This is a genomic window from Dermatophilaceae bacterium Soc4.6 (assembly GCA_039889245.1).
Lineage (GTDB): Bacteria > Actinomycetota > Actinomycetes > Actinomycetales > Dermatophilaceae > Lapillicoccus.
The window spans coordinates 1,656,839-1,673,973 of the sequence record JAZGVH010000002.1; the positions used below are offsets into that span (position 1 = coordinate 1,656,839).

General features: G+C 71.2%; 18 protein-coding genes. 6 read left to right on the forward strand and 12 right to left on the reverse strand.

All coding sequences use genetic code 11. The features are described 5' to 3' along the window. Nucleotide 1: 1 nt before the first annotated feature. The 3 genes from V3N99_07635 to V3N99_07645 form a co-directional block, all read right to left on the reverse strand. A complete protein-coding gene (locus V3N99_07635; protein MEO3936618.1) occupies nt 2-1,624 on the reverse strand; it encodes an ABC transporter permease subunit in 1,623 nt (540 codons plus the stop codon). Between the two features lie 103 nt (nt 1,625-1,727). Beyond that, nucleotides 1,728-3,047 (reverse strand): maltose ABC transporter substrate-binding protein, encoded by a 1,320-nt coding sequence (locus V3N99_07640; GenBank protein MEO3936619.1) that lies wholly within the window; start codon nt 3,045-3,047, stop codon nt 1,728-1,730. Between the two features lie 126 nt (nt 3,048-3,173). Then, a complete protein-coding gene (locus V3N99_07645) occupies nt 3,174-4,145 on the reverse strand; it encodes a cation diffusion facilitator family transporter (GenBank protein MEO3936620.1) in 972 nt (323 codons plus the stop codon). A 171-nt stretch (nt 4,146-4,316) separates the two neighbouring features. Here V3N99_07645 and ugpC point away from each other — a divergent pair, with 171 nt between their 5' ends. The 3 genes from ugpC to V3N99_07660 all read left to right on the forward strand — a co-directional run bounded on the left by ugpC (nt 4,317) and on the right by V3N99_07660 (nt 7,303). Beyond that, nucleotides 4,317-5,420 (forward strand): sn-glycerol-3-phosphate ABC transporter ATP-binding protein UgpC, encoded by a 1,104-nt coding sequence (gene ugpC / locus V3N99_07650; protein MEO3936621.1) that lies wholly within the window; start codon nt 4,317-4,319, stop codon nt 5,418-5,420. Nucleotides 5,421-5,540: 120 nt separating this feature from the next. Continuing rightward, nucleotides 5,541-6,788, forward strand: coding sequence for a DUF4032 domain-containing protein (locus tag V3N99_07655; protein MEO3936622.1), 1,248 nt, complete (start codon nt 5,541-5,543; stop codon nt 6,786-6,788). A 275-nt stretch (nt 6,789-7,063) separates the two neighbouring features. Beyond that, nucleotides 7,064-7,303, forward strand: coding sequence for an RDD family protein (locus tag V3N99_07660; GenBank protein MEO3936623.1), 240 nt, complete (start codon nt 7,064-7,066; stop codon nt 7,301-7,303). Nucleotides 7,304-7,320: 17 nt separating this feature from the next. On the opposite strand, the gene V3N99_07665 is transcribed toward V3N99_07660, so the two are convergent. The 6 genes from V3N99_07665 to V3N99_07690 form a co-directional block, all read right to left on the reverse strand. After that, on the reverse strand, nt 7,321-7,824 hold the full coding sequence (locus V3N99_07665) for a vitamin K epoxide reductase family protein (protein ID MEO3936624.1): 504 nt from the start codon (nt 7,822-7,824) through the stop codon (nt 7,321-7,323). A 7-nt stretch (nt 7,825-7,831) separates the two neighbouring features. Then, a complete protein-coding gene (locus V3N99_07670) occupies nt 7,832-8,698 on the reverse strand; it encodes a DUF929 family protein (protein ID MEO3936625.1) in 867 nt (288 codons plus the stop codon). A 152-nt stretch (nt 8,699-8,850) separates the two neighbouring features. Next, nucleotides 8,851-9,831, reverse strand: a complete 981-nt coding sequence (rlmB, locus tag V3N99_07675) for a 23S rRNA (guanosine(2251)-2'-O)-methyltransferase RlmB (protein MEO3936626.1) — start codon at nt 9,829-9,831, stop codon at nt 8,851-8,853. Nucleotides 9,832-9,842: 11 nt separating this feature from the next. After that, on the reverse strand, nt 9,843-11,303 hold the full coding sequence (gene cysS, locus V3N99_07680) for a cysteine--tRNA ligase (protein MEO3936627.1): 1,461 nt from the start codon (nt 11,301-11,303) through the stop codon (nt 9,843-9,845). After that, a complete protein-coding gene (locus tag V3N99_07685; GenBank protein ID MEO3936628.1) occupies nt 11,300-11,839 on the reverse strand; it encodes a TSUP family transporter in 540 nt (179 codons plus the stop codon). The genes cysS and V3N99_07685 overlap by 4 nt, the downstream gene beginning before the upstream one ends. Continuing rightward, nucleotides 11,839-12,105 carry a metal-sensitive transcriptional regulator gene (locus V3N99_07690; protein ID MEO3936629.1) on the reverse strand — a complete coding sequence of 89 codons (267 nt, stop codon included), beginning with the start codon at nt 12,103-12,105 and terminating at the stop codon, nt 11,839-11,841. The genes V3N99_07685 and V3N99_07690 overlap by 1 nt, the downstream gene beginning before the upstream one ends. 182 nt (nt 12,106-12,287) lie before the next feature. Here V3N99_07690 and V3N99_07695 point away from each other — a divergent pair, with 182 nt between their 5' ends. The 3 genes from V3N99_07695 (at nt 12,288) to V3N99_07705 (ending at nt 13,654) form a co-directional block, all read left to right on the forward strand. Beyond that, nucleotides 12,288-13,109 carry an MBL fold metallo-hydrolase gene (locus V3N99_07695; protein ID MEO3936630.1) on the forward strand — a complete coding sequence of 274 codons (822 nt, stop codon included), beginning with the start codon at nt 12,288-12,290 and terminating at the stop codon, nt 13,107-13,109. A gap of 13 nt (nt 13,110-13,122) precedes the next feature. Continuing rightward, on the forward strand, nt 13,123-13,299 hold the full coding sequence (locus V3N99_07700; GenBank protein MEO3936631.1) for a hypothetical protein: 177 nt from the start codon (nt 13,123-13,125) through the stop codon (nt 13,297-13,299). A gap of 151 nt (nt 13,300-13,450) precedes the next feature. Continuing rightward, entirely contained in the window at nt 13,451-13,654 is a 204-nt protein-coding gene (locus tag V3N99_07705) for a hypothetical protein (GenBank protein ID MEO3936632.1), read from the forward strand. Here V3N99_07705 and V3N99_07710 read toward each other — a convergent pair. Genes V3N99_07710 through V3N99_07720 form a run of 3 tightly spaced genes read right to left on the reverse strand, consistent with a single transcriptional unit; the run spans nt 13,623 to nt 17,103 of the window. Beyond that, on the reverse strand, nt 13,623-14,681 hold the full coding sequence (locus V3N99_07710) for an adenosine deaminase (GenBank protein MEO3936633.1): 1,059 nt from the start codon (nt 14,679-14,681) through the stop codon (nt 13,623-13,625). The genes V3N99_07705 and V3N99_07710 overlap by 32 nt on opposite strands. Before the next feature lie 48 nt (nt 14,682-14,729). Beyond that, the gene (locus V3N99_07715; GenBank protein MEO3936634.1) at nt 14,730-16,214 is read right to left on the reverse strand and encodes a VWA domain-containing protein; all 1,485 of its coding nucleotides are present in this window, start codon (nt 16,212-16,214) and stop codon (nt 14,730-14,732) included. A gap of 10 nt (nt 16,215-16,224) precedes the next feature. Next, on the reverse strand, nt 16,225-17,103 hold the full coding sequence (locus V3N99_07720; GenBank protein ID MEO3936635.1) for a MoxR family ATPase: 879 nt from the start codon (nt 17,101-17,103) through the stop codon (nt 16,225-16,227). Nucleotides 17,104-17,135 lie beyond the last annotated feature (32 nt).

The following is a 17,135-nucleotide window of genomic DNA, read 5'->3' on the forward strand; positions in this document are numbered from 1 at the left end:
GTCAGTTGACCTCTTCCAGGTTCTTGGTGCGACGGAAGCCCGAGTAGCTCATGATCGCGACGATCACGAAGATGAAGATCGAGACCGTCGACGCCAGACCGTAGTTGGGGTTGACGCCCGAGAAGGCGAGCCGGAAGGCGTAGGTGATGAGCAGGTCGCTGGAGCCGATCGAGGTGTCCGTCGACTCGAAGGGCCCGCCCTTGGTCAGCAGGAAGATCAGCCCGAAGTTGTTGAAGTTGAAGGCGAACGACGCGATCAGCAGGGGCCCGACCGCGACCAGCAGCAGCGGCATGATGATCGAGCGCAGCGTGCGGGCCGGCGACGCCCCGTCGATCTTGGCGGCCTCGCGCACGTCACCCGGGATCGACTGCAGGGCACCGGTGCACACCAGGAACATGTAGGGGAAGCCGAGCCAGAGATTGGTCACCAGGATGGCCGCCTTGGCCGCCCACGGGTTGCCGAGCCAGTCGACGTCGAGGTGGGTCAGGCTGTTGACCAGACCGAAGTCCTGGTTGTACATCGAGCGCCACAGCAGTGCCGTCACGAACCCCGGGATGGCATACGGCAGGATGATGATCGAGCGATAGAACCGCCGGCCCCGCAGCCGCACGTCGTCGAAGAGCAGCGCCAGCAGCATGCCGAGCAGGAAGGTCGAGCCGACGGAGACGACGGCGAAGACGACGTTCCACACGAAGATCTTCAGGAAGCCCGACCGGATGGTGTCGTTGGTCAGCAGCGTGGAGAAGTTCTTGAGGCCGACGTTCTCCTTCCACCCCGTGGCGTAGGCCGCGCCGTCACCCGTGCGGGGGGTCCAGAAGGCGTTCTTCGGGACGTAGACCGTGCCGGTCACGGTGTCCGTGAGGGTGTCGGCGGCCGCGTCGTAGACGACCGTGGTCTTGCCCACGAACGCCTCGCTCAGCCCCACCGGCTTGATGCCGCCGCCGCCGGCGGTGGGCACCCCGAGCGCGCTGAGGTCCTTGCTGCGGGCGTTGACCTGGCGGGCGTTGAGCACTGTGAAGCCGGGCGCCGCCGTGATCTTGCCGGTCGATGTCTTCGTCACCCCGTCAGCGGGCAGGTCGGCGAGTCCCTTCGGGGTGCCGACGAAGGTCGCGCCGTCGGGGCCGGTGAGGAGCAGCGAGAGACCGCCGGTCACCGGATCTGCGCCCTGCTGGACGGCGACGCTCATCCGGTAGCGGGGGGTGCCCGCCACCTCCTGCACGGAGCTCGCGACGATCGAGTCGGTCGCCTCCTGCTTGGAGATGGAGTGTCCGTCGCCGTAGTTGGTGAAGGCCGTCGCCACGGTGTAGACGATCGGCCAGATCTGCAGGGCGAGCAGCAGCAGCAGCCCGGGCAGCAGGTACTTCATGGCGACGGCCCGGCGCGTGGAGTAGACGGCGAGCACGGCGAGCACCACGAAGGCGACCAGGACGACGCCGAAGGCGTAGCCGGCGGAGATGGTCCGCTGCACGAGGTAGGCGCCGAGCAGGACGACGAGGGCGAGCGCGACCCACTTCACGACGGTGGCCCACAGCGGGGGGCGGGTGACGGAGCCGGGCCGCCCGCGACGACCGTCACGGGGTCCGACGGGCGCAGGGCGGGGTGCGGTCGGCGTTCTCGTGCTCATGGGGTTCCCTCCACAGGGCGGGCAGACGACAAGGAGAGGACGGCCCACTCCCTCCCGCGGCGCTCGGCGCGCGGGAGGGGTGGACCAGCAGGTGCTTCGGAGGTCAGCCCTTGGCGATGTTGGCGGCGATCTCGGCCGAGGCCGCCTTCAGCCGCGTGGCCGGGTCCTGACCGGAGACGATGTCGGCCGAGGCCTGGCCCAGGGGTCCCCAGACCGAGTTCATGGCGGGGATGTTGGGCATCGGCTTGGCCGCCTTGCCGGCCTCGAAGAAGGCCTTGACCATCGGGTCGGCCGCGGCCGCGGCGTCGTACGCGCTCTTGAGGGCCGGGGGTCGGCCGGTGGCCTTGAAGAGCGCGGTCTGCACGTCGTCGCGCGTGACGTAGTTGGTGACGAACTCCTGCGCCAGCGCAGCGTTCTTCGCCTTGGCCGAGACGTAGAACATCTGCACCCCGAGGAAGGGCTGCATCTGCCCGCCGCCGGGGAGCGTGGGCAGGTTGCTGACGGCGTACTTGATGCCAGCCTTCTTGGCGTTGGTCTGGGCCCAGGGCCCGGTGATGAAGAAGGGCGCCTTGCCGGCGTCGAAGAGGGCCTCGGCGTTGTCGTCACCGATGTTGGTGGTGAGGATCTTCGCCTTGCCGAGCTTGGCGAGCTCGGCCGCTCCCTTCAGCGAGGCGGCACTGTCGACGAGCAGCTTGGTGGGGTCGTAGTCGCCGTTGGCCTTGGTGCCGAAGATGCCGCCGCCGTAGGCGGTGAAGTAGGGGTAGGTGTAGTAGGCGTTGCCGGTCTTGCCGACCTGCTGGATCAGGACGTTGGTGACCTTGCCGCCACTGGCCGCCTTGATCTTGGTGCCCTCGGTGATCAGCTGGTCCATCGACGTCGGCGCGGTCGGAGCCAGCGCCGTGTTGCGCATGAGCGCGATGTTCTCGATCGCGTAGGGCACGCCGTAGGTCTGCCCGTTGAACTTGGTGGCGGCCACGGCGTTGGGCTGGAGCTTGGCGACGACGTCGGGCGCGAGGTTGATCGGCGCCACGGTGGCGTTCTGCACGAGCTCACCGAGCCAGTCGTGGGCTCCGACGAGCACGTCGGGCCCCTGGCCCACCTTGGTGGCGTCCTTGAACTGCTGGCGGGTGTCGGGGGCGATCTGCACCGCGACCTTGATGCCGTTCTCCTGGCCGAACGCGGTGGCGAACTTCGTCAGCGCCGGGGCGCGGTCGGCGTCCGACCAGATGACCAGGTCGACGTTGGCGTCGCGCACCGGCGCAGCGCTGGTGGCGGCGGCGGCGGGAGCCGGGGCGGTGGCCGAGGTGGTGGCCGGGGCCGCGCCCGTCGAGGCCGTCGTGGGGGTGGAGCCCCCGCAGCCGCTGACGATCAGGGCCACTGCGCCGGATCCGGCGACCATGGCGGCATACGCACGTCTGTGCATCGTTTCTCCTTTGAAACCGGCGGCCGGGTCAGCCGCCATCGCGATGCGGACTTTAGCAAAAAATTGCAGGATCTGACCAGTCAGTGCAAGAAACCGCCACTCTCGCGCCCGGAGCACGCCGCTCGGCTAGCGGGCCGCCCCCACCGTCAGGCTCGGCTCGTCGGGTGTCGAGAGCGTGAGCACGGCGTCCTCGATCGAGTCGTGGCCCTCGATGCGGGCCTCCAGCGCGCGCAGCCGCACCGCGAGAGCCCTCTCCGGGTCGTCACCCGTCAGGTCGACGGCCGCGACGACGAAGAAGCGCAGCGGCCCGACGTACTCCAGGTGCAGGTAGGTGACCCGGTCGATCTCGTCGAGCCCCAGCAGCACGCCGAGGACGCGGTCGCGCAGCACGGGGCTCACCTCCTCGCCGAGGAGGTACTGGCTGTTGCGGCGGATGAGGAAGATGGCCACGCCCCCGAGCAGCAGACCGACGGCGATCGAGCCGACCGCGTCCCAGACCGCGTTGCCGGTGACCTCGTGCAGCAGCACGCCCGCCGCTGCGAGCACCAGGCCGACCAGGGCCGAGAGGTCCTCGACGAAGACCGCCCGCAGCGTCGGGTCGGAGGTGCGGTTGATGTAGGACAGCGGGTGCAGACCCCACTTCCGGGCGCTCCCGCGGGCCTGGCGGAGGGCCTGGGCGAAGGACGCGCCCTCGAGGACGAAGGCGACGCCGAGCACGAGGTAGTTCACCAGGTAGTCGGTCTGCTCCGGGGCGGCCGACAGCTGCTGTATGCCGTGGACGACCGACACGGCTGCCCCCACCATGAACAGGCCGAAGGCGGCGAAGAGCGACCAGACGTAGGTCGCCCGCCCGTACCCGCGGGGGTGCTCGGCATCGCGGGGCTTCGCGCCGCGCCGCTCGGCCACGAGGAGGAAGACCTCGTTGCCGGTGTCGGCCCAGGAGTGGGCGGCCTCGGCGACCATCGACGCCGAGCCGCTGAGCAGCGCAGCCACGGTCTTGGCGATCGCGACCAGCCCGTTGGCGACGAGGGCCACGACGACCGTGAGCACGCTCCCGCCCTGCGGGTCGTCCGGCTCGTGCGGGTCTGATGAGGTCACGCACCAGTTCTAGGGCACGCCCCGCGGCCCGTCGACGGCGGGCCCCGCACCCGGGGGGTGGCGCTCGTCACAGATCCGGGGCATGATCAGCGGCAGCCCGACGACGACGTCGCGCGTCCACCTTTACGACGGATCGTCCGGCACGTTCCTGCCGGTGAAGGAGCACTCAACATGGCAACAGTCACCTTCGACGAGGCCACCCGGCAGTACCCGGGCAACCCCACCCCCTCGGTCGACAAGCTCAACATCGACATCGCGGACGGTGAGTTCCTCGTCCTCGTCGGCCCCTCCGGCTGCGGCAAGTCCACCTCCCTGCGCATGCTCGCGGGTCTCGAGGAGGTCAACGGCGGCCGCATCCTCATCGGTGACCGCGACGTGACCAACCTGTCCCCCAAGGACCGCGACGTCGCGATGGTCTTCCAGAACTACGCGCTCTACCCGCACATGACCGTCGCCGACAACATGGGCTTCGCACTCAAGATCGCCGGCGTCTCCAAGGACGAGATCGCCAAGCGGGTCAAGGAGGCGGCCAAGATCCTCGACCTCGACGCCTACCTCGAGCGCAAGCCGAAGGCCCTCTCCGGTGGCCAGCGCCAGCGCGTCGCCATGGGTCGAGCCATCGTGCGCTCCCCCCAGGTCTTCCTCATGGACGAGCCGCTCTCCAACCTCGACGCCAAGCTGCGGGTGCAGACCCGCACCCAGATCGCCTCGCTCCAGCGCCGTCTCGGCGTCACGACGGTCTACGTCACGCACGACCAGGTCGAGGCCATGACCATGGGCGACCGGGTCGCCGTGCTCAAGGACGGGCTGCTCATGCAGTGCGACACGCCCCGCAACATGTACGACCGGCCGCAGAACGTCTTCGTCGCGGGCTTCATCGGCTCCCCGGCCATGAACCTCCTCGAGGTGCCCGTCACCGACGGTGGCGTGAAGTTCGGCGACTCGATCGTGCCGATCTCACGCGAGGACCTCGCCAAGGCCGGCAAGACCGTCACTGTCGGCGTGCGCCCCGAGGACATGACCATCTCCGAGAGCGGCGGTATCGCGGTCAGCGTCGACGTGGTCGAGGAGCTCGGCGCCGACGCCTACATCTACGGCACGACCAGCGAGAAGCAGGCCATCGCCTCGGCCGACAACGAGGGTGCGGTCAAGCCCTTCATCGCCCGCGTCGACGGTCGTCGCCCCCCGGAGAAGGGCTCGACCATCCACCTGATCCCCAGCGAGGGTCACCTGCACGTCTTCAGCAGCGAGACGGGTCTGCGCATCGGCGCCTGACCTCATCCCTGCGCACGACGACGCCCCCGGCCACCCGGCCGGGGGCGTCGTCGTCCCCGGGCCGCTCAGTGCTGTCCTGCCCCCGCCCCTGGACCCGCGCGCAGGTGGCAGGATGGGCGCGTGGCACTGGACTTCACGACTGCCCGGCCTGCGCCGGCCCTGCTCGACCTGCCGTGGTCGACCCCGCTCGAGGAGTGGCCGGCTGACACGCTCGCGGCCCTTCCCCGCGGCATCTCGCGCCACGTGGTGCGGTTCGTGAAGTTCCAGGGCAGGGTCATCGCCGTCAAGGAGATCAAGGCCGAGCTGGCCCAGCGCGAGTACGATATGCTGCGCAACCTCGCCCGGCTCGACGTGCCCTCGGTCGAGCCCTTCGCGGTCGTCACCGGTCGCGTCGACGCCGACGGGCAGCCGCTCGACGCCTGCCTGCTCACCCGCCACCTGCAGTACTCCCTGCCCTACCGCGCGCTCTACAGCCAGTCGCTGCGCCCCGACACGGCGGCACGGCTGATCGACGCCCTCGCCGTGTTGCTCGTGCGGCTGCACCTCACCGGGTTCTGGTGGGGCGACGTCTCGCTGTCGAACACCCTCTTCCGCCGCGACGCCGGAGCGTTCGCGGCCTATCTCGTCGACGCCGAGACCGGCGAGCTGCACCGTCGGCTGACCGACGGGCAGCGTGAGCACGACCTCGACATCGCCCGGGTCAACATCGCCGGCGAGCTGATGGACCTCGAGGCCGGCGGGCTGCTCGAGGAGCGCGCCGAGCCGGTCGAGGTCTCGAACCGCATCCTCGAGCGATACCACTCCCTGTGGACCGAGCTGACCCAGGTGGAGCGCTTCGAGACCGGCGACCGGTGGCGGGTGGAGGAGCGGATCCGCCGGCTCAACGAGCTCGGCTTCGACATCGACGAGCTGTCCATGTCGACCGACCTCGACGGCACGAGCATCTCGATCCAGCCCAAGGTCGTCGACGCCGGCCACCACTCCCGCCGCCTGCTGCGCCTGACCGGCCTCGACGCCGAGGAGAACCAGGCCCGGCGGCTGCTCAACGACCTCGACTCCTTCCAGGCGGCCACCGACCGCCAGAACGACGACGAGGAGATCGTCGCGCACGACTGGCTGGCCCGGGTCTACGAGCCCACGGTGCGCGCGGTGCCACGTGAGCTCGCGGGCAAGCTCGAGCCAGCCGAGGTCTTCCACGAGGTGCTCGAGCACCGGTGGTACATGTCGGAGCGCGCGGGCCGGGACGTCACCGTCGCCACCGCGGTCGGCGACTACGTGACGTCGGTCCTGCCGGCCAAGCCGGACGAGGCCTCGGTGCTCGGGGTCGACACCGTGTCGATGCCGGTCCTCACCGGGGCCGACGACTGACCGGTCCCGCACGGGTCCCCGGGAGCGGGGTGCGCGGATCCGCCTCGCCCGGTCGCATGCAGGGCCTACCGTGGTGGCCACCACTGCCCGACCAGCACGACTCGAGGGACACATCGTGACGACCACCGGACGGGCCCGCGCGACCGCCCGCCTACGGGCAGCGGCCCTACCCACCGCCCCCCCGCCTACGGGCAGGCTCCTGCCTACGGCGCGGCTGGCTGCTCATCACGCTCGCCGGCTACCTGCTGGCCTTCGGCCTGAACCTGTGGAACCGGATCTTCCATGAGGGCCGCACCGGGCAGTCGTGGGGCAAGAAGATCACCAACATCTGCCTGGTCGGCGAGCAGAGCGGCAAGCCCGTCGGAGCCGGTCTGGCTTTCGGTCGCGAGCTCTGCCACGTGCTCGACGGATTCGCCTACCTCGGCTGTCTCTGGCCGCTGTGGGACGCCAAGCGTCAGACCTTTGCCGACAAGATCTGCACCACCGTCGTGATCCGGGTCGCGCCGAGCCGCTGACCCCCGTCGGGCCGACGTCAGTCGTCGGCCGGAGCGGGCTCGGCCAGCAGCTGACCGAAGATCAGCGTGACGAGCAACACGAAGGTGATCACGTGAACTCCGGTGCACCACAGGCAGATCGCGTGGATGTGGTAGAGCTCGGCAAAGACGAGGTAGAGCGCGAACGCCAGCCCGATGGCGCACCAGGCGACCCGCACCAGGTCGAGCACGCCAGCACTGCGGCGGTAGGTCGAGGGCAGGCACAGCGCCACCATCGAGCCGAAGAACACCAGCCCCAGCACGGCGACCGGTATGCCGACGAAGCTGGCCCACTGGCTCTCGGTCACCTTCTGACAGTTGACCGTCGCCGTCGCGCTGCAGGCCAGCGTGGAGTTCTGGGTGACGTGCTCGAAGGTCAGGTAGGCCGACACGAGCAGCCCGAGGACCGACAGGCTCAGCGAGGCGGGGGCCAGCCACCGGGGCAGGACCCGGGTCCGGGCCGAGTGACGATCGGCCTCGGTGCGCTGGCGCTGCTGGCTCACCGCGAGATCACTGACCCGTGCCGGCCGCGGCCGCTGCCTTGACGCCCGCCGACGTGCAGACGGCGGCCGGCTTGTCGCCCGTCAGTGCGCACAGCTTGGCGCTACTGAGGTTGGCTGCGCCCAGCACGCCCTTGGAGATGGCCGTCGTCGGGTCGCCGACCTGAGTCCCGATGGTGTCCTGCGGGCTGTCGGCGAGCACCGAGCCGTCGTAGGCCGACCCGGACTGGAAGGCCTTGCCGGCATAGAAGATGTAGGGGATGCTGCCTTGCGGGTCGTCGGCCTTCTGCAGGGCCGCGACGTCGTCGGGCAGCTTCTGCAGGGGCTTCTGGTCGCGGTCCGAGACCTCGTAGGACTCGAAGGTGAGGTAGTCGCTGGTGTACTTCGCGTCCTTGAAGCTGAGGGTCGGCACGTTGGCCGGGGTGTCGTTCGCCGACGAGACCGCGTAGTCGAGGCCGGTGAAGGTGCCGAACCGGCTGAGCGCGGTGACCAGCGCCCACCGCTCGCTCGCGCAGTAGGGGCAGAACTCGGCCCCGACGTAGACGATGCGCGGCTTGCCGTCCTTGAGGGCGACGTCTCCGGTCTTGGCCTTGATGACGTTGCCCTGGGCGGTGCCGAGACCGACGGTGTCGAAGGCGGTGGCCGGGACGCTCGAGAGGGCCTTGGCGAGGGTGTCCGAGATGGTGCCGGAGGTCTTCGCGCTGGTCACCGCCCCCTTGGGCGCCTTGAGCGCGGCAAAGACCACCGCGCCGATGACGAGCACCACGACCGCCGTCGCCGCAGCGGCGATGCTCAGGCGGCGCTTGCGCTCCGCCGCAGCCTGCGCCGCCTTCAGCTCCTTGAGCCGGGCGCTGTCGGCCCGTGGACCCTTCGCCACCTGGTCGTCTCCTTCGTGTCGTCTGCGAAATCGTGGGGGAAAGTGGTGAGGGACCAGTGGGGTCGGACCCCCAGGAACGCTAGACCATGAATCCTGTGCCTCCCTGTGGCCCCGGTGTCCGGGGGCCCAGACGGCCGTGCCGCCGCCGACGGTCAGCGGTGCGCGGCTCGCTGGCGGGCGATCTCGTACAGCGTGACGCCCGCGGCGACACCGGCGTTGAGCGACTCGACGGCCGAGCTCATGGGGATCGACACGATCTGGTCGCAGGTCTCGCGCACCAGCCGTGACAGCCCCTTGCCCTCGGAGCCGACGACGATCACGACCGGCTCGGTCGCGAGCGCCAGCCCGGGCAGCTCGACGTCCCCCTCCATGTCGAGACCGAGCACGAAGAAGCCCGCCTTCTGCAGCTCTTCGAGGGCCCGGGTCAGGTTGGTGGCGCGGGCGACCGGCAGCCGCGCCGCCGCCCCGGCCGAGACCTTCCAGGCGCTCGCGGTCATCCCGGCCGAGCGGCGCTCGGGCACGAGCACCCCGTGCCCGCCGAACGCCGCGACCGACCGCACCACGGCCCCGAGGTTGCGCGGGTCGGTGACCCCGTCGAGCGCGACGAGGAGCGGGATGCCGGGGGCCAGCGGGTTGATCAGGTCACGGACCTCGGCATACTCGTAGGCCGGCACCTGAAGGGCCAGCCCCTGGTGGCTGGCGCCGTCGGTGAGCCGGTCGAGCTCGCCGCGGGGGGTCTCGAGGATGGGCAGGCCGCGTGAGGTCGCGAGCTTGAGCGCCTCGCGCACCCGGTCGTCGGAGTCGATGCGGCTCGCGAGGTAGAGCGTCGTGGCCGGGATGTCCGCTCGCAGCGCCTCCACGACCGAGTTGCGCCCGGCGACGATCTCGGACGAGGCCTTGGAGCGGCGGGTGGTGGAGCGGGCCGAGCCACCGCCACCCCCGGACGTCGTCCTGCCGTCGTCGGCCTTGCCGGCCCGCTTGGCCCGCTTCGCGGCGGGGTGGTAGTCGCGCTCGGTGGCCTTGGGCGTGGGGCCCTTGCCCTCGAGGCCACGGCGGCGCTGGCCGCCGGAGCCGACGCTGGGGCCCTTGCCGGTCTTGCGGACCGCGCCGCGCCGTTGGGAGTTGCCTGGCATGTGATCGCCTCTCAGGCGGTGGGGTCGGAGGCGTCGGTGGACGCGTCGTCGGTGCGTCGGGTGAGCGACCAGCGCGCACCTGACGGGGTGTCCTCGATGGAGATGCCGACGGCCGCGAGCTGGTCGCGGACAGCGTCGGCGGTGGCGAAGTCGCGGGTGGCCCTGGCCGCCTGCCGGGCCTCGAGGCGGTCGGCCACGAGGGCGTCGAGAGCCTCCTGTGCCTCGCCTGCGCCTGCCCCCGAGTCGGTGCGCCACAGCGGGGAGAACGGGTTGACGCCGAGGACCTCGGTCATCGCGACCACGGAGGCCGCGGCGGCGTGGGCGACGTCGTCGTCACCGTCGTCGAGGGCGGTGTTGCCGGCGCGCACGGTGTCGTGCACCACCGCGAGCGCGCCCGAGACGTTGAGGTCGTCGTCCATCGCCTCGCGGAAGTCGGCGGGGATCTCACCGGCGACCCCGTCGAGGCTGCGCATCCGGTCGACCCGCTCGAGGAAGCCGGTGAGCCGGTCGACCGTCGCGGCGGCCTCGTGCAGCGAGCCCTCGTGGTATTCGATCATCGAGCGGTAGTGGGCCGCCGTCAGGTAGTAGCGCACTGCGAGCGGGCCCTCGATCGTGACGACGTTCGCCACCTCGAGCGCGTTGCCGAGGGACTTGCCCATCTTCTGGCCGCGCACGGTGACCCAGGCGTTGTGCAGCCAGTAGCCCACGAAGCCGAGGCCGGCGGCGTGGCTCTGCGCCTGCTCGTTCTCGTGGTGCGGGAAGCGCAGGTCGATGCCGCCGCCGTGGATGTCGAAGGTGTCACCGAGGTACTTGCGGGCCATCGCCGAGCACTCGAGGTGCCAGCCGGGGCGGCCGCGGCCGAAGGGCGTGGGCCAGGAGGCGGTCTGCGGCTCGTCGTCCTTGCGGCCCTTCCAGAGCGCGAAGTCGCGGGGGTCCTTCTTCCCGCGCGGGTCGGCGTCCTCCGCGGCCTCCATGTCGGCGGGCGACTGGTTGCTGAGGGAGCCGTAGTCCTTCCAGGACCCGACGTCGAAGTAGACGTCACCGCTGCTGTCGGGCGCGGCATACGCGTGGCCGCGGCTGACGAGGGTCTGCATCAGCTCGACCATCTCGGGCACGTGGCCGGTGGCGCGCGGCTCGTAGGTGGCGGGCAGCACGCCGAGCAGCTCGAGCGCCTCGGCGGTGGCGCGCTCGTTGCGGTAGGACAGGGCGAACCAGTCCTCCCCGGCATCGGCGGCCTTGCGCAGGATCTTGTCGTCGATATCGGTGACGTTGCGCACGAGGGTGACGTCGTAGCCGTGGCCGACCTCGAGCCAGCGCCGCAGCACGTCGAAGGCGACGGCGAAGCGCACGTGCCCGATGTGCGGCGGCCCCTGGGTGGTCAGGCCACAGAGGTAGATGCCGACCTTGCCGTCCTGCAGGGGGACGAAGTCGCGCAGCTCGCGCGCGGCGGAGTCGTACAGGCGGAGGCTCACCCGCCCAAGGTTACCGGCGGGAGGCGGTGGCGCTCACCGCGTCGCGTACGGAGCCCCGCACCGGCTCGGGCCGTGCTCCCCGCCCTGACCGTGACGTAGGCGGCCACGAGTACGAGCAGGGTGGCGAAGACCCGCGTGAGAGCCGCGCCCGTGACCCGGTCGGCGACCCGCTTGCCCACGAGCGACCCGACGACGGCGGCGAGGATGAAGGGGACGACGAGGGACGTGCCCACCGCGACGGGCATCGCGAAACCCAGGGCCAGCACGAGGGCCGGCACGATGAGGAAACCGCCGCCGACGCCGAGGAATCCGGTAAGGAAGCCGACGAGCAGCGCGGCACCTGGGGGTCGACCAGCCGGTTGACCGCAGAGCCGGCGATGGACGCGGCGAGCCCGAGGGCCCCGAAGGTGCCCGCCGCCGTCCATCTGCCGCGGCCGGCCCGGGCGTGCCCCACGGCTGCGGTGACCGCCGCGAACCCGACGATCACCAGCGACGCCGTCGGGGCCTCCTGCGGCCGCGAGCACCACCACGAGCATCAGGCGAGGGTGAGGAAGAGCTTCTCCATGGTGGCCTTGTCCTCGTCGCACAGCCCCTCGGGCGAGGTGAGGCACGTGCGCATCCCGGAGGAGACGATCGCGAAGCCCGCGCGGTCGAGCGCGCGGTTGACCGCGGCCAGCTGCATGACCACGTCCTTGCAGTCGCGACCCTCCTCGATGAGTCGGATGACGCCGCCGAGCTGGCCCTGGGCACGGCGCAGGCGGTTGACGACCGGGGTCATGTCGTCGTCGTTCAGGGTGACCATGAGTGTCCTTCGGTAGCTCGAGCAAGTGAGTCGCAGTATACCCCTGGGGGCACCCTTCGATAGGGAGGGGACGATCGTTTGTGAGATGCCCACCGGGGTATTATTGTTGCAGACAAAGATACCCCCTTGGGTATCCAAGGACGACAGTAGGAGACCGGCATGACCTCAGGCAAGACGCAGCCGTGCTCGTCCTCGACACGCCGTCGCTCGGTGATCGGTCCTACCTCGCCCACGACGGCACGGTGGCCGTCGTGATCGACCCGCAGCGTGACATCGACCGGGTGCTCGATCTCGCGGCCCGGCACGGGGTGCGGATCACCGACGTCCTCGAGACCCACATCCACAACGACTACGTCACCGGCGGCCTGGCCCTTGCGCAGGCCACCGGAGCGACCTATCACGTCAACGCCGACGACCCGGTCACCTTCACCCGGCACGCGGTGCGCGACGCCGACGTCGTCGAGGTCTCACCGCTGATGCAGGTGCGGGTGATCTCGACCCCGGGGCACACCTACACCCACCTGTCCTACGTCCTCGAGACCCCGGGGGGCACCGCCAGCGATGCCGTGGCCGTCTTCACCGGGGGGTCACTGCTCGTCGGGGCCACCGGCCGGCCCGACCTGCTCGGGCAGGAGCACACCGACCTCCTGGTGCGTCACCAGTACGCCTCGGCCCACCGTCTCGCGCACGAGCTACCGGGCCACACCCCCGTCCTGCCCACCCACGGTTTCGGGTCCTTCTGCTCCGCTGGCTCGGGACCGACCGGCGTCACCGCCGCCTCACATCCCGCTGCACGAGCTGCTGACCCGGCTCGGGGAGGTCCCGCCCTGAGAGGTCTGGGTCCACTGCGCCGGAGGCTACCGGGCCTCCATCGGGACCTCGGTCCTGGCCGCCCGCACCTCGCGCAGCCACGTGGTCGCCGTCGACGACAGCTACGGCGAGCACGCCGCCTGCGCAGGTTACCCCTCACCGCCACCCCGACCACCACCCCGACCACCACCTGAGGAGAGCTCGACCATGTGTCGTCCCATCACCTGCAAGACCTGCGGCAAGACCACCTGGGCCGGCTGCGGCCAGCACATCGACCAGGTCATGGCCGGCGTCCCCCAGAGCCGGCGCTGCCCCGGCCACCAGGGTGAGGCCGGCACCAGCCCCGGCGGCTCGATCCTCGCTCGCCTGTTCGGCCGCCGCTGAGCCCCAGTCGAGGGGGCTGAGCGGCCGAGGCCGCCATCCGGCGTCCCTGGCCGGGCTGGCCATCTTCTTCCTGCGCTCGGTGCCCGACCGCATGGTGCGCCGTCTCGCTGCTCCCGCTCGGCGAGGGCGGCCGTGACCCCGGGGGCACCGGATGAGCCGGGCCGACCTCGCCCCCTACTGCGACCACTGCTCCGAGCTGCTCAGCCTCGTCTCGAAGGTGGCCGCCCTCTGCGCCGAGGCATCGACCGACCCCGTCGTCCTCGAGACGGTGAGCGAGATCGAGAACCTCACGAACGGCATGAGCCGCAAGATCTGGCCGAAGATCAGCCTGCTTCGCCCCGCGTCCCACGGGTGACGTAGTCGTCGATCTCCTGCAGGAGCAGGGCTTTTCCCCCGTCCTCCAGGAACGACTGACGGACGGAGGCCCGCGCCAGGTCGGCGACGCCGGTCTCGTCGAGGCGCAGCAGGTCGGCAGCGACGGCATACTCGCGGCACAGGTCGGTGGCAAACATCGGCGGGTCGTCGGAGGCGATGCTGAAGGGCACGCCGGCGGCGGCGATCGCCGGCAGCGGGTGCTCGGCCAGCGACGGCACCGAGCGGGTGCACACGTTGGAGGTCGGGCAGATCTCGAGCGGGATCCCCCGCTCGGCGAGGTGGGCCAGCAGGGCAGGGTCCTGCGCCGAGGAGATCCCGTGGCCGATGCGCTCGGCGCCCAGGTGGTGCAGGGCATCCCACACCGTCTGCGGGCCGGTGGACTCCCCCGCGTGCGGGACGCTGTGCAGCCCCGCCGCCCGCGCAGCGGCGAAGTGGGGTGCGAACTGCGGCCGGGGCACCCCGACCTCGGGGCCACCGAGCCCGAAGGCGACGAGCCCGTCGGGCCGCTGCTGGAGCGCGAAGTCGCGGGTGACGTCGGCGGCCGGCACCCCTGACTCACCGGGAATGTCGACGACCCACCGCAGAATCGGCCCACCCTCCCGCTCGAGGGTGAGGCGGGCGTCCTCCACCGCCTCGGCGTACGCCTGTGCCGCGATGCCTCGCACGATGGAGGTGTAGGGCGTGAGGGTCAGCTCGGCGTACCGGATGCCCTGCGCGGCCAGGTCGCGCCCGACCCCCATCGTCAGGGCGCGCACGTCGTCGGCGGTGCGGACCAGGTCGACCACCGAGAGGTAGACCTCGATGAAGTGGCCGAAGTCGGTGAAGACGAAGTAGTCGGCCAACGCCTGCGGGTCCGTCGGCACGGGGGTCGAGCCCTCGTGCCGGGAGGCGAGCTCGGCGACGATCGTGGGCGACGCCGCCCCGACCTGGTGCACGTGCAGCTCAGCCTTGGGCAGGCCGGCGATGAAGGCGGTGAGATCGGGTCGTGGGAGCGCAGCACTGGTCACGCGTCAACGCTAGTGCGCGGCGGGGCCGCGCCGCTCGCCCGGGGCTGGTCAGACCGGGAGCAGCCGGGTGATGAAGGTCGAGAGCTGCTCGATGGTGCGGCACTCGTGCATGTCGACGACCGCGGCGTAGTCGTCGGCGCAGGAGTCACCGCTGCCCCATCGCCCGCGCGCCTCGGGGTTGAGCCAGAACGTGCGCCGCGAACGATCTCGGATCTGTTGCAGGGCGATGAGATTGGGGTCACCGAAGTTGTTGCGTCCGTCGCCGAGCACGAGCACCGAGGTGCGGGGGCCGACGGCGTCGAGGTGCAGCTCGGCGAAGTCGCCCAGTGCCTCGCCGTAGTCGCTGCTGCCGTGCCACGACGTGACCCGGGCCTCGCGCACGATGGCGGTCGTCAGGTCGGGACGGCCCTGCTGCACGAGGTCGGTCACCTCGTCCATCGCGTTGACGAAGGCGAAGACCCGTACCCGGGTGAACTGGTCGGCCAGCGCGCGCACCAGGAGCATGGTGAAACCCGAGAAGCCGGCGACGCTGCCCGACACGTCGCACAGCAGCACGAGCTCGGGCCGCGAGGGGCGGGGTCGGCGATAGGCCGGCCGCACCGGCACGCCACCGGTCGACATCGAGCTGCGCATGGTGCGGCGCACGTCGATGGCGCCGCGACGGGCCCGTCGCCGCTTGGCCGCCAGCCGGGTCGCGAGCTTGCGCGAGAGGGGCCGGACCGCCGAGCGCAGGGCCGCGAACTGCTGGAGGTTGGCCGTGAGGAAGTCGGTGCGCTCCGCGCTGTCGGGCACGGCGTAGCGCGTCATCCGGTCGCGACCCCGGATCTCGGCTGCGCGCCGGCGGGCTGCCGCACCGACGAGCCGCCGCAGCCGCTCGAGGTCACGACGCACCTCGTCACGCACCAGACGGTCGGTGAACTCCGTGTCGTCCGAGACCCCGTCACCTCCGGGACCGCCCTCACGTCGGTCGCCGCTGCCACCACCCGCGCGGGCCGCTCGTCGCGCCGCGACGGCCCCGGCGACGAGGGTCTGTGGGCGCAGTCGCTCCATGGTCTGCAGGGCCGACCACGACGCGGTGCCGGCGGCGCTCGAGCCCACCCGGCCCAACGCGTCGACGGCCAGCTCGGCCAGCTCGGCCAGGCTCTGCCGATCCTGCTCTGCGAGAGCCGTGGCCAGGAGCGCCCGCAGCTCGTCGATGCCGATGGGGGGACCGGCGTCGGACGGGCTCTCGTCGCGCGACGACTGCCGCGCACCGACGCCTGCCGGGAAGTAGAGGTCGAAGACCGCGTCGAAGACCGCGCGCTGCCCGCCGCGGCGCACCAGCGCAGAGGCCATCCCCTCACGCAGCCGCTCGCGGTCGTCGAGGCCCAGCACCTGCATCACGTGGCCCGCGTCGACCGTCTCGCTCGTGCCGCACGGCAGGCCCTTGCTGCGCAGGGCGCCGACCATCTCGACCAGCCGCGCGCCGACCCCCTCAGCGCCTCTGACACCCTGACTGGCCCCGACACCCGCATTGGCCCCGACCCCCTCCATGCCGGGGTCCTCAGTGCCGCGGAGCCGTGAGAGCCGCGTCGAGGTCGAGCCCGGCCCGCGCCTTGACGATGTCGTCCTGGTGCTTCAGCACCGCCCCCAGCGTCGCTTCGACGACCGCCGCGTCGAGCTGACTGGCCCCGAGCGCGAGCAGCGTGCGGGCCCAGTCGATCGACTCCGACACCGACGGCGCCTTGCGCAGCGGCATACCGCGCAGCGCGCCGACGACCCGGACGACGGAGGCCGCGAGCGTCGCCTCGAGGCCGGGCACCTTGAGGCGCACGATCTGTTCCTCGAGGTCGGGCTCCGGGAAGTCGAGGTGCAGGTAGAGGCAGCGACGGCGCAGCGCCTCCGACAGCTCGCGGGTGGCATTGGAGGTGAGCACCACGAAGGGGCGACGGGTCGCCCTGATGGTGCCCAGCTCGGGCACGGTCACCTGGAAGTCGCCGAGCACCTCGAGCAGCAGGCCCTCGATCTCGACATCGGCCTTGTCGGTCTCGTCAACGAGCAGCACCGTCGGCCCGTCGCCGCGGATCGCCGTCAGCAGCGGCCGCTCGAGCAGGAACTCCTCCGAGAAGACGTCGGTGCGGGCGTCGTCCCACGACTCGTCGCGGCCGGCGGTGATGCGCAGCAGCTGCTTGGCGTGGTTCCACTCGTAGAGCGCCCGGGCCTCGTCGACCCCCTCGTAGCACTGCAGCCGCACGAGGCGCGCGTCGCACGTCTGCGCCACCGCCCGCGAGAGGTCGGTCTTTCCGACGCCCGCCGGGCCCTCGACCAGCAGCGGCTTGCCGAGCTCGCTGGCCAGGTAGACGGTCGTGGCGACCGCCTCGGAGGCGAGGTAGCCCACCTCGCCGAGGCGACGCAGCACGTCGTCGACCGACGTGAAGGGCATGGTGCGGGTCGCCAGACCCGGATCGTCGTGCG

Coding starts and splice junctions, on each gene's coding strand:
- rlmB (MEO3936626.1), bottom strand. CDS start 9,831: ATGCCAGGCAACTCCCAACGGCGCGGCGCGGTCCGCAAGACCGGCAAG.
- ugpC (MEO3936621.1), top strand. CDS start 4,317: ATGGCAACAGTCACCTTCGACGAGGCCACCCGGCAGTACCCGGGCAAC.
- V3N99_07700 (MEO3936631.1), top strand. CDS start 13,123: ATGTGTCGTCCCATCACCTGCAAGACCTGCGGCAAGACCACCTGGGCC.
- V3N99_07715 (MEO3936634.1), bottom strand. CDS start 16,214: ATGGAGGGGGTCGGGGCCAATGCGGGTGTCGGGGCCAGTCAGGGTGTC.
- V3N99_07685 (MEO3936628.1), bottom strand. CDS start 11,839: ATGCTCGTGGTGGTGCTCGCGGCCGCAGGAGGCCCCGACGGCGTCGCT.
- V3N99_07635 (MEO3936618.1), bottom strand. CDS start 1,624: ATGAGCACGAGAACGCCGACCGCACCCCGCCCTGCGCCCGTCGGACCC.
- V3N99_07640 (MEO3936619.1), bottom strand. CDS start 3,047: ATGCACAGACGTGCGTATGCCGCCATGGTCGCCGGATCCGGCGCAGTG.
- V3N99_07690 (MEO3936629.1), bottom strand. CDS start 12,105: ATGGTCACCCTGAACGACGACGACATGACCCCGGTCGTCAACCGCCTG.
- V3N99_07705 (MEO3936632.1), top strand. CDS start 13,451: ATGAGCCGGGCCGACCTCGCCCCCTACTGCGACCACTGCTCCGAGCTG.
- V3N99_07720 (MEO3936635.1), bottom strand. CDS start 17,103: ATGCCCTTCACGTCGGTCGACGACGTGCTGCGTCGCCTCGGCGAGGTG.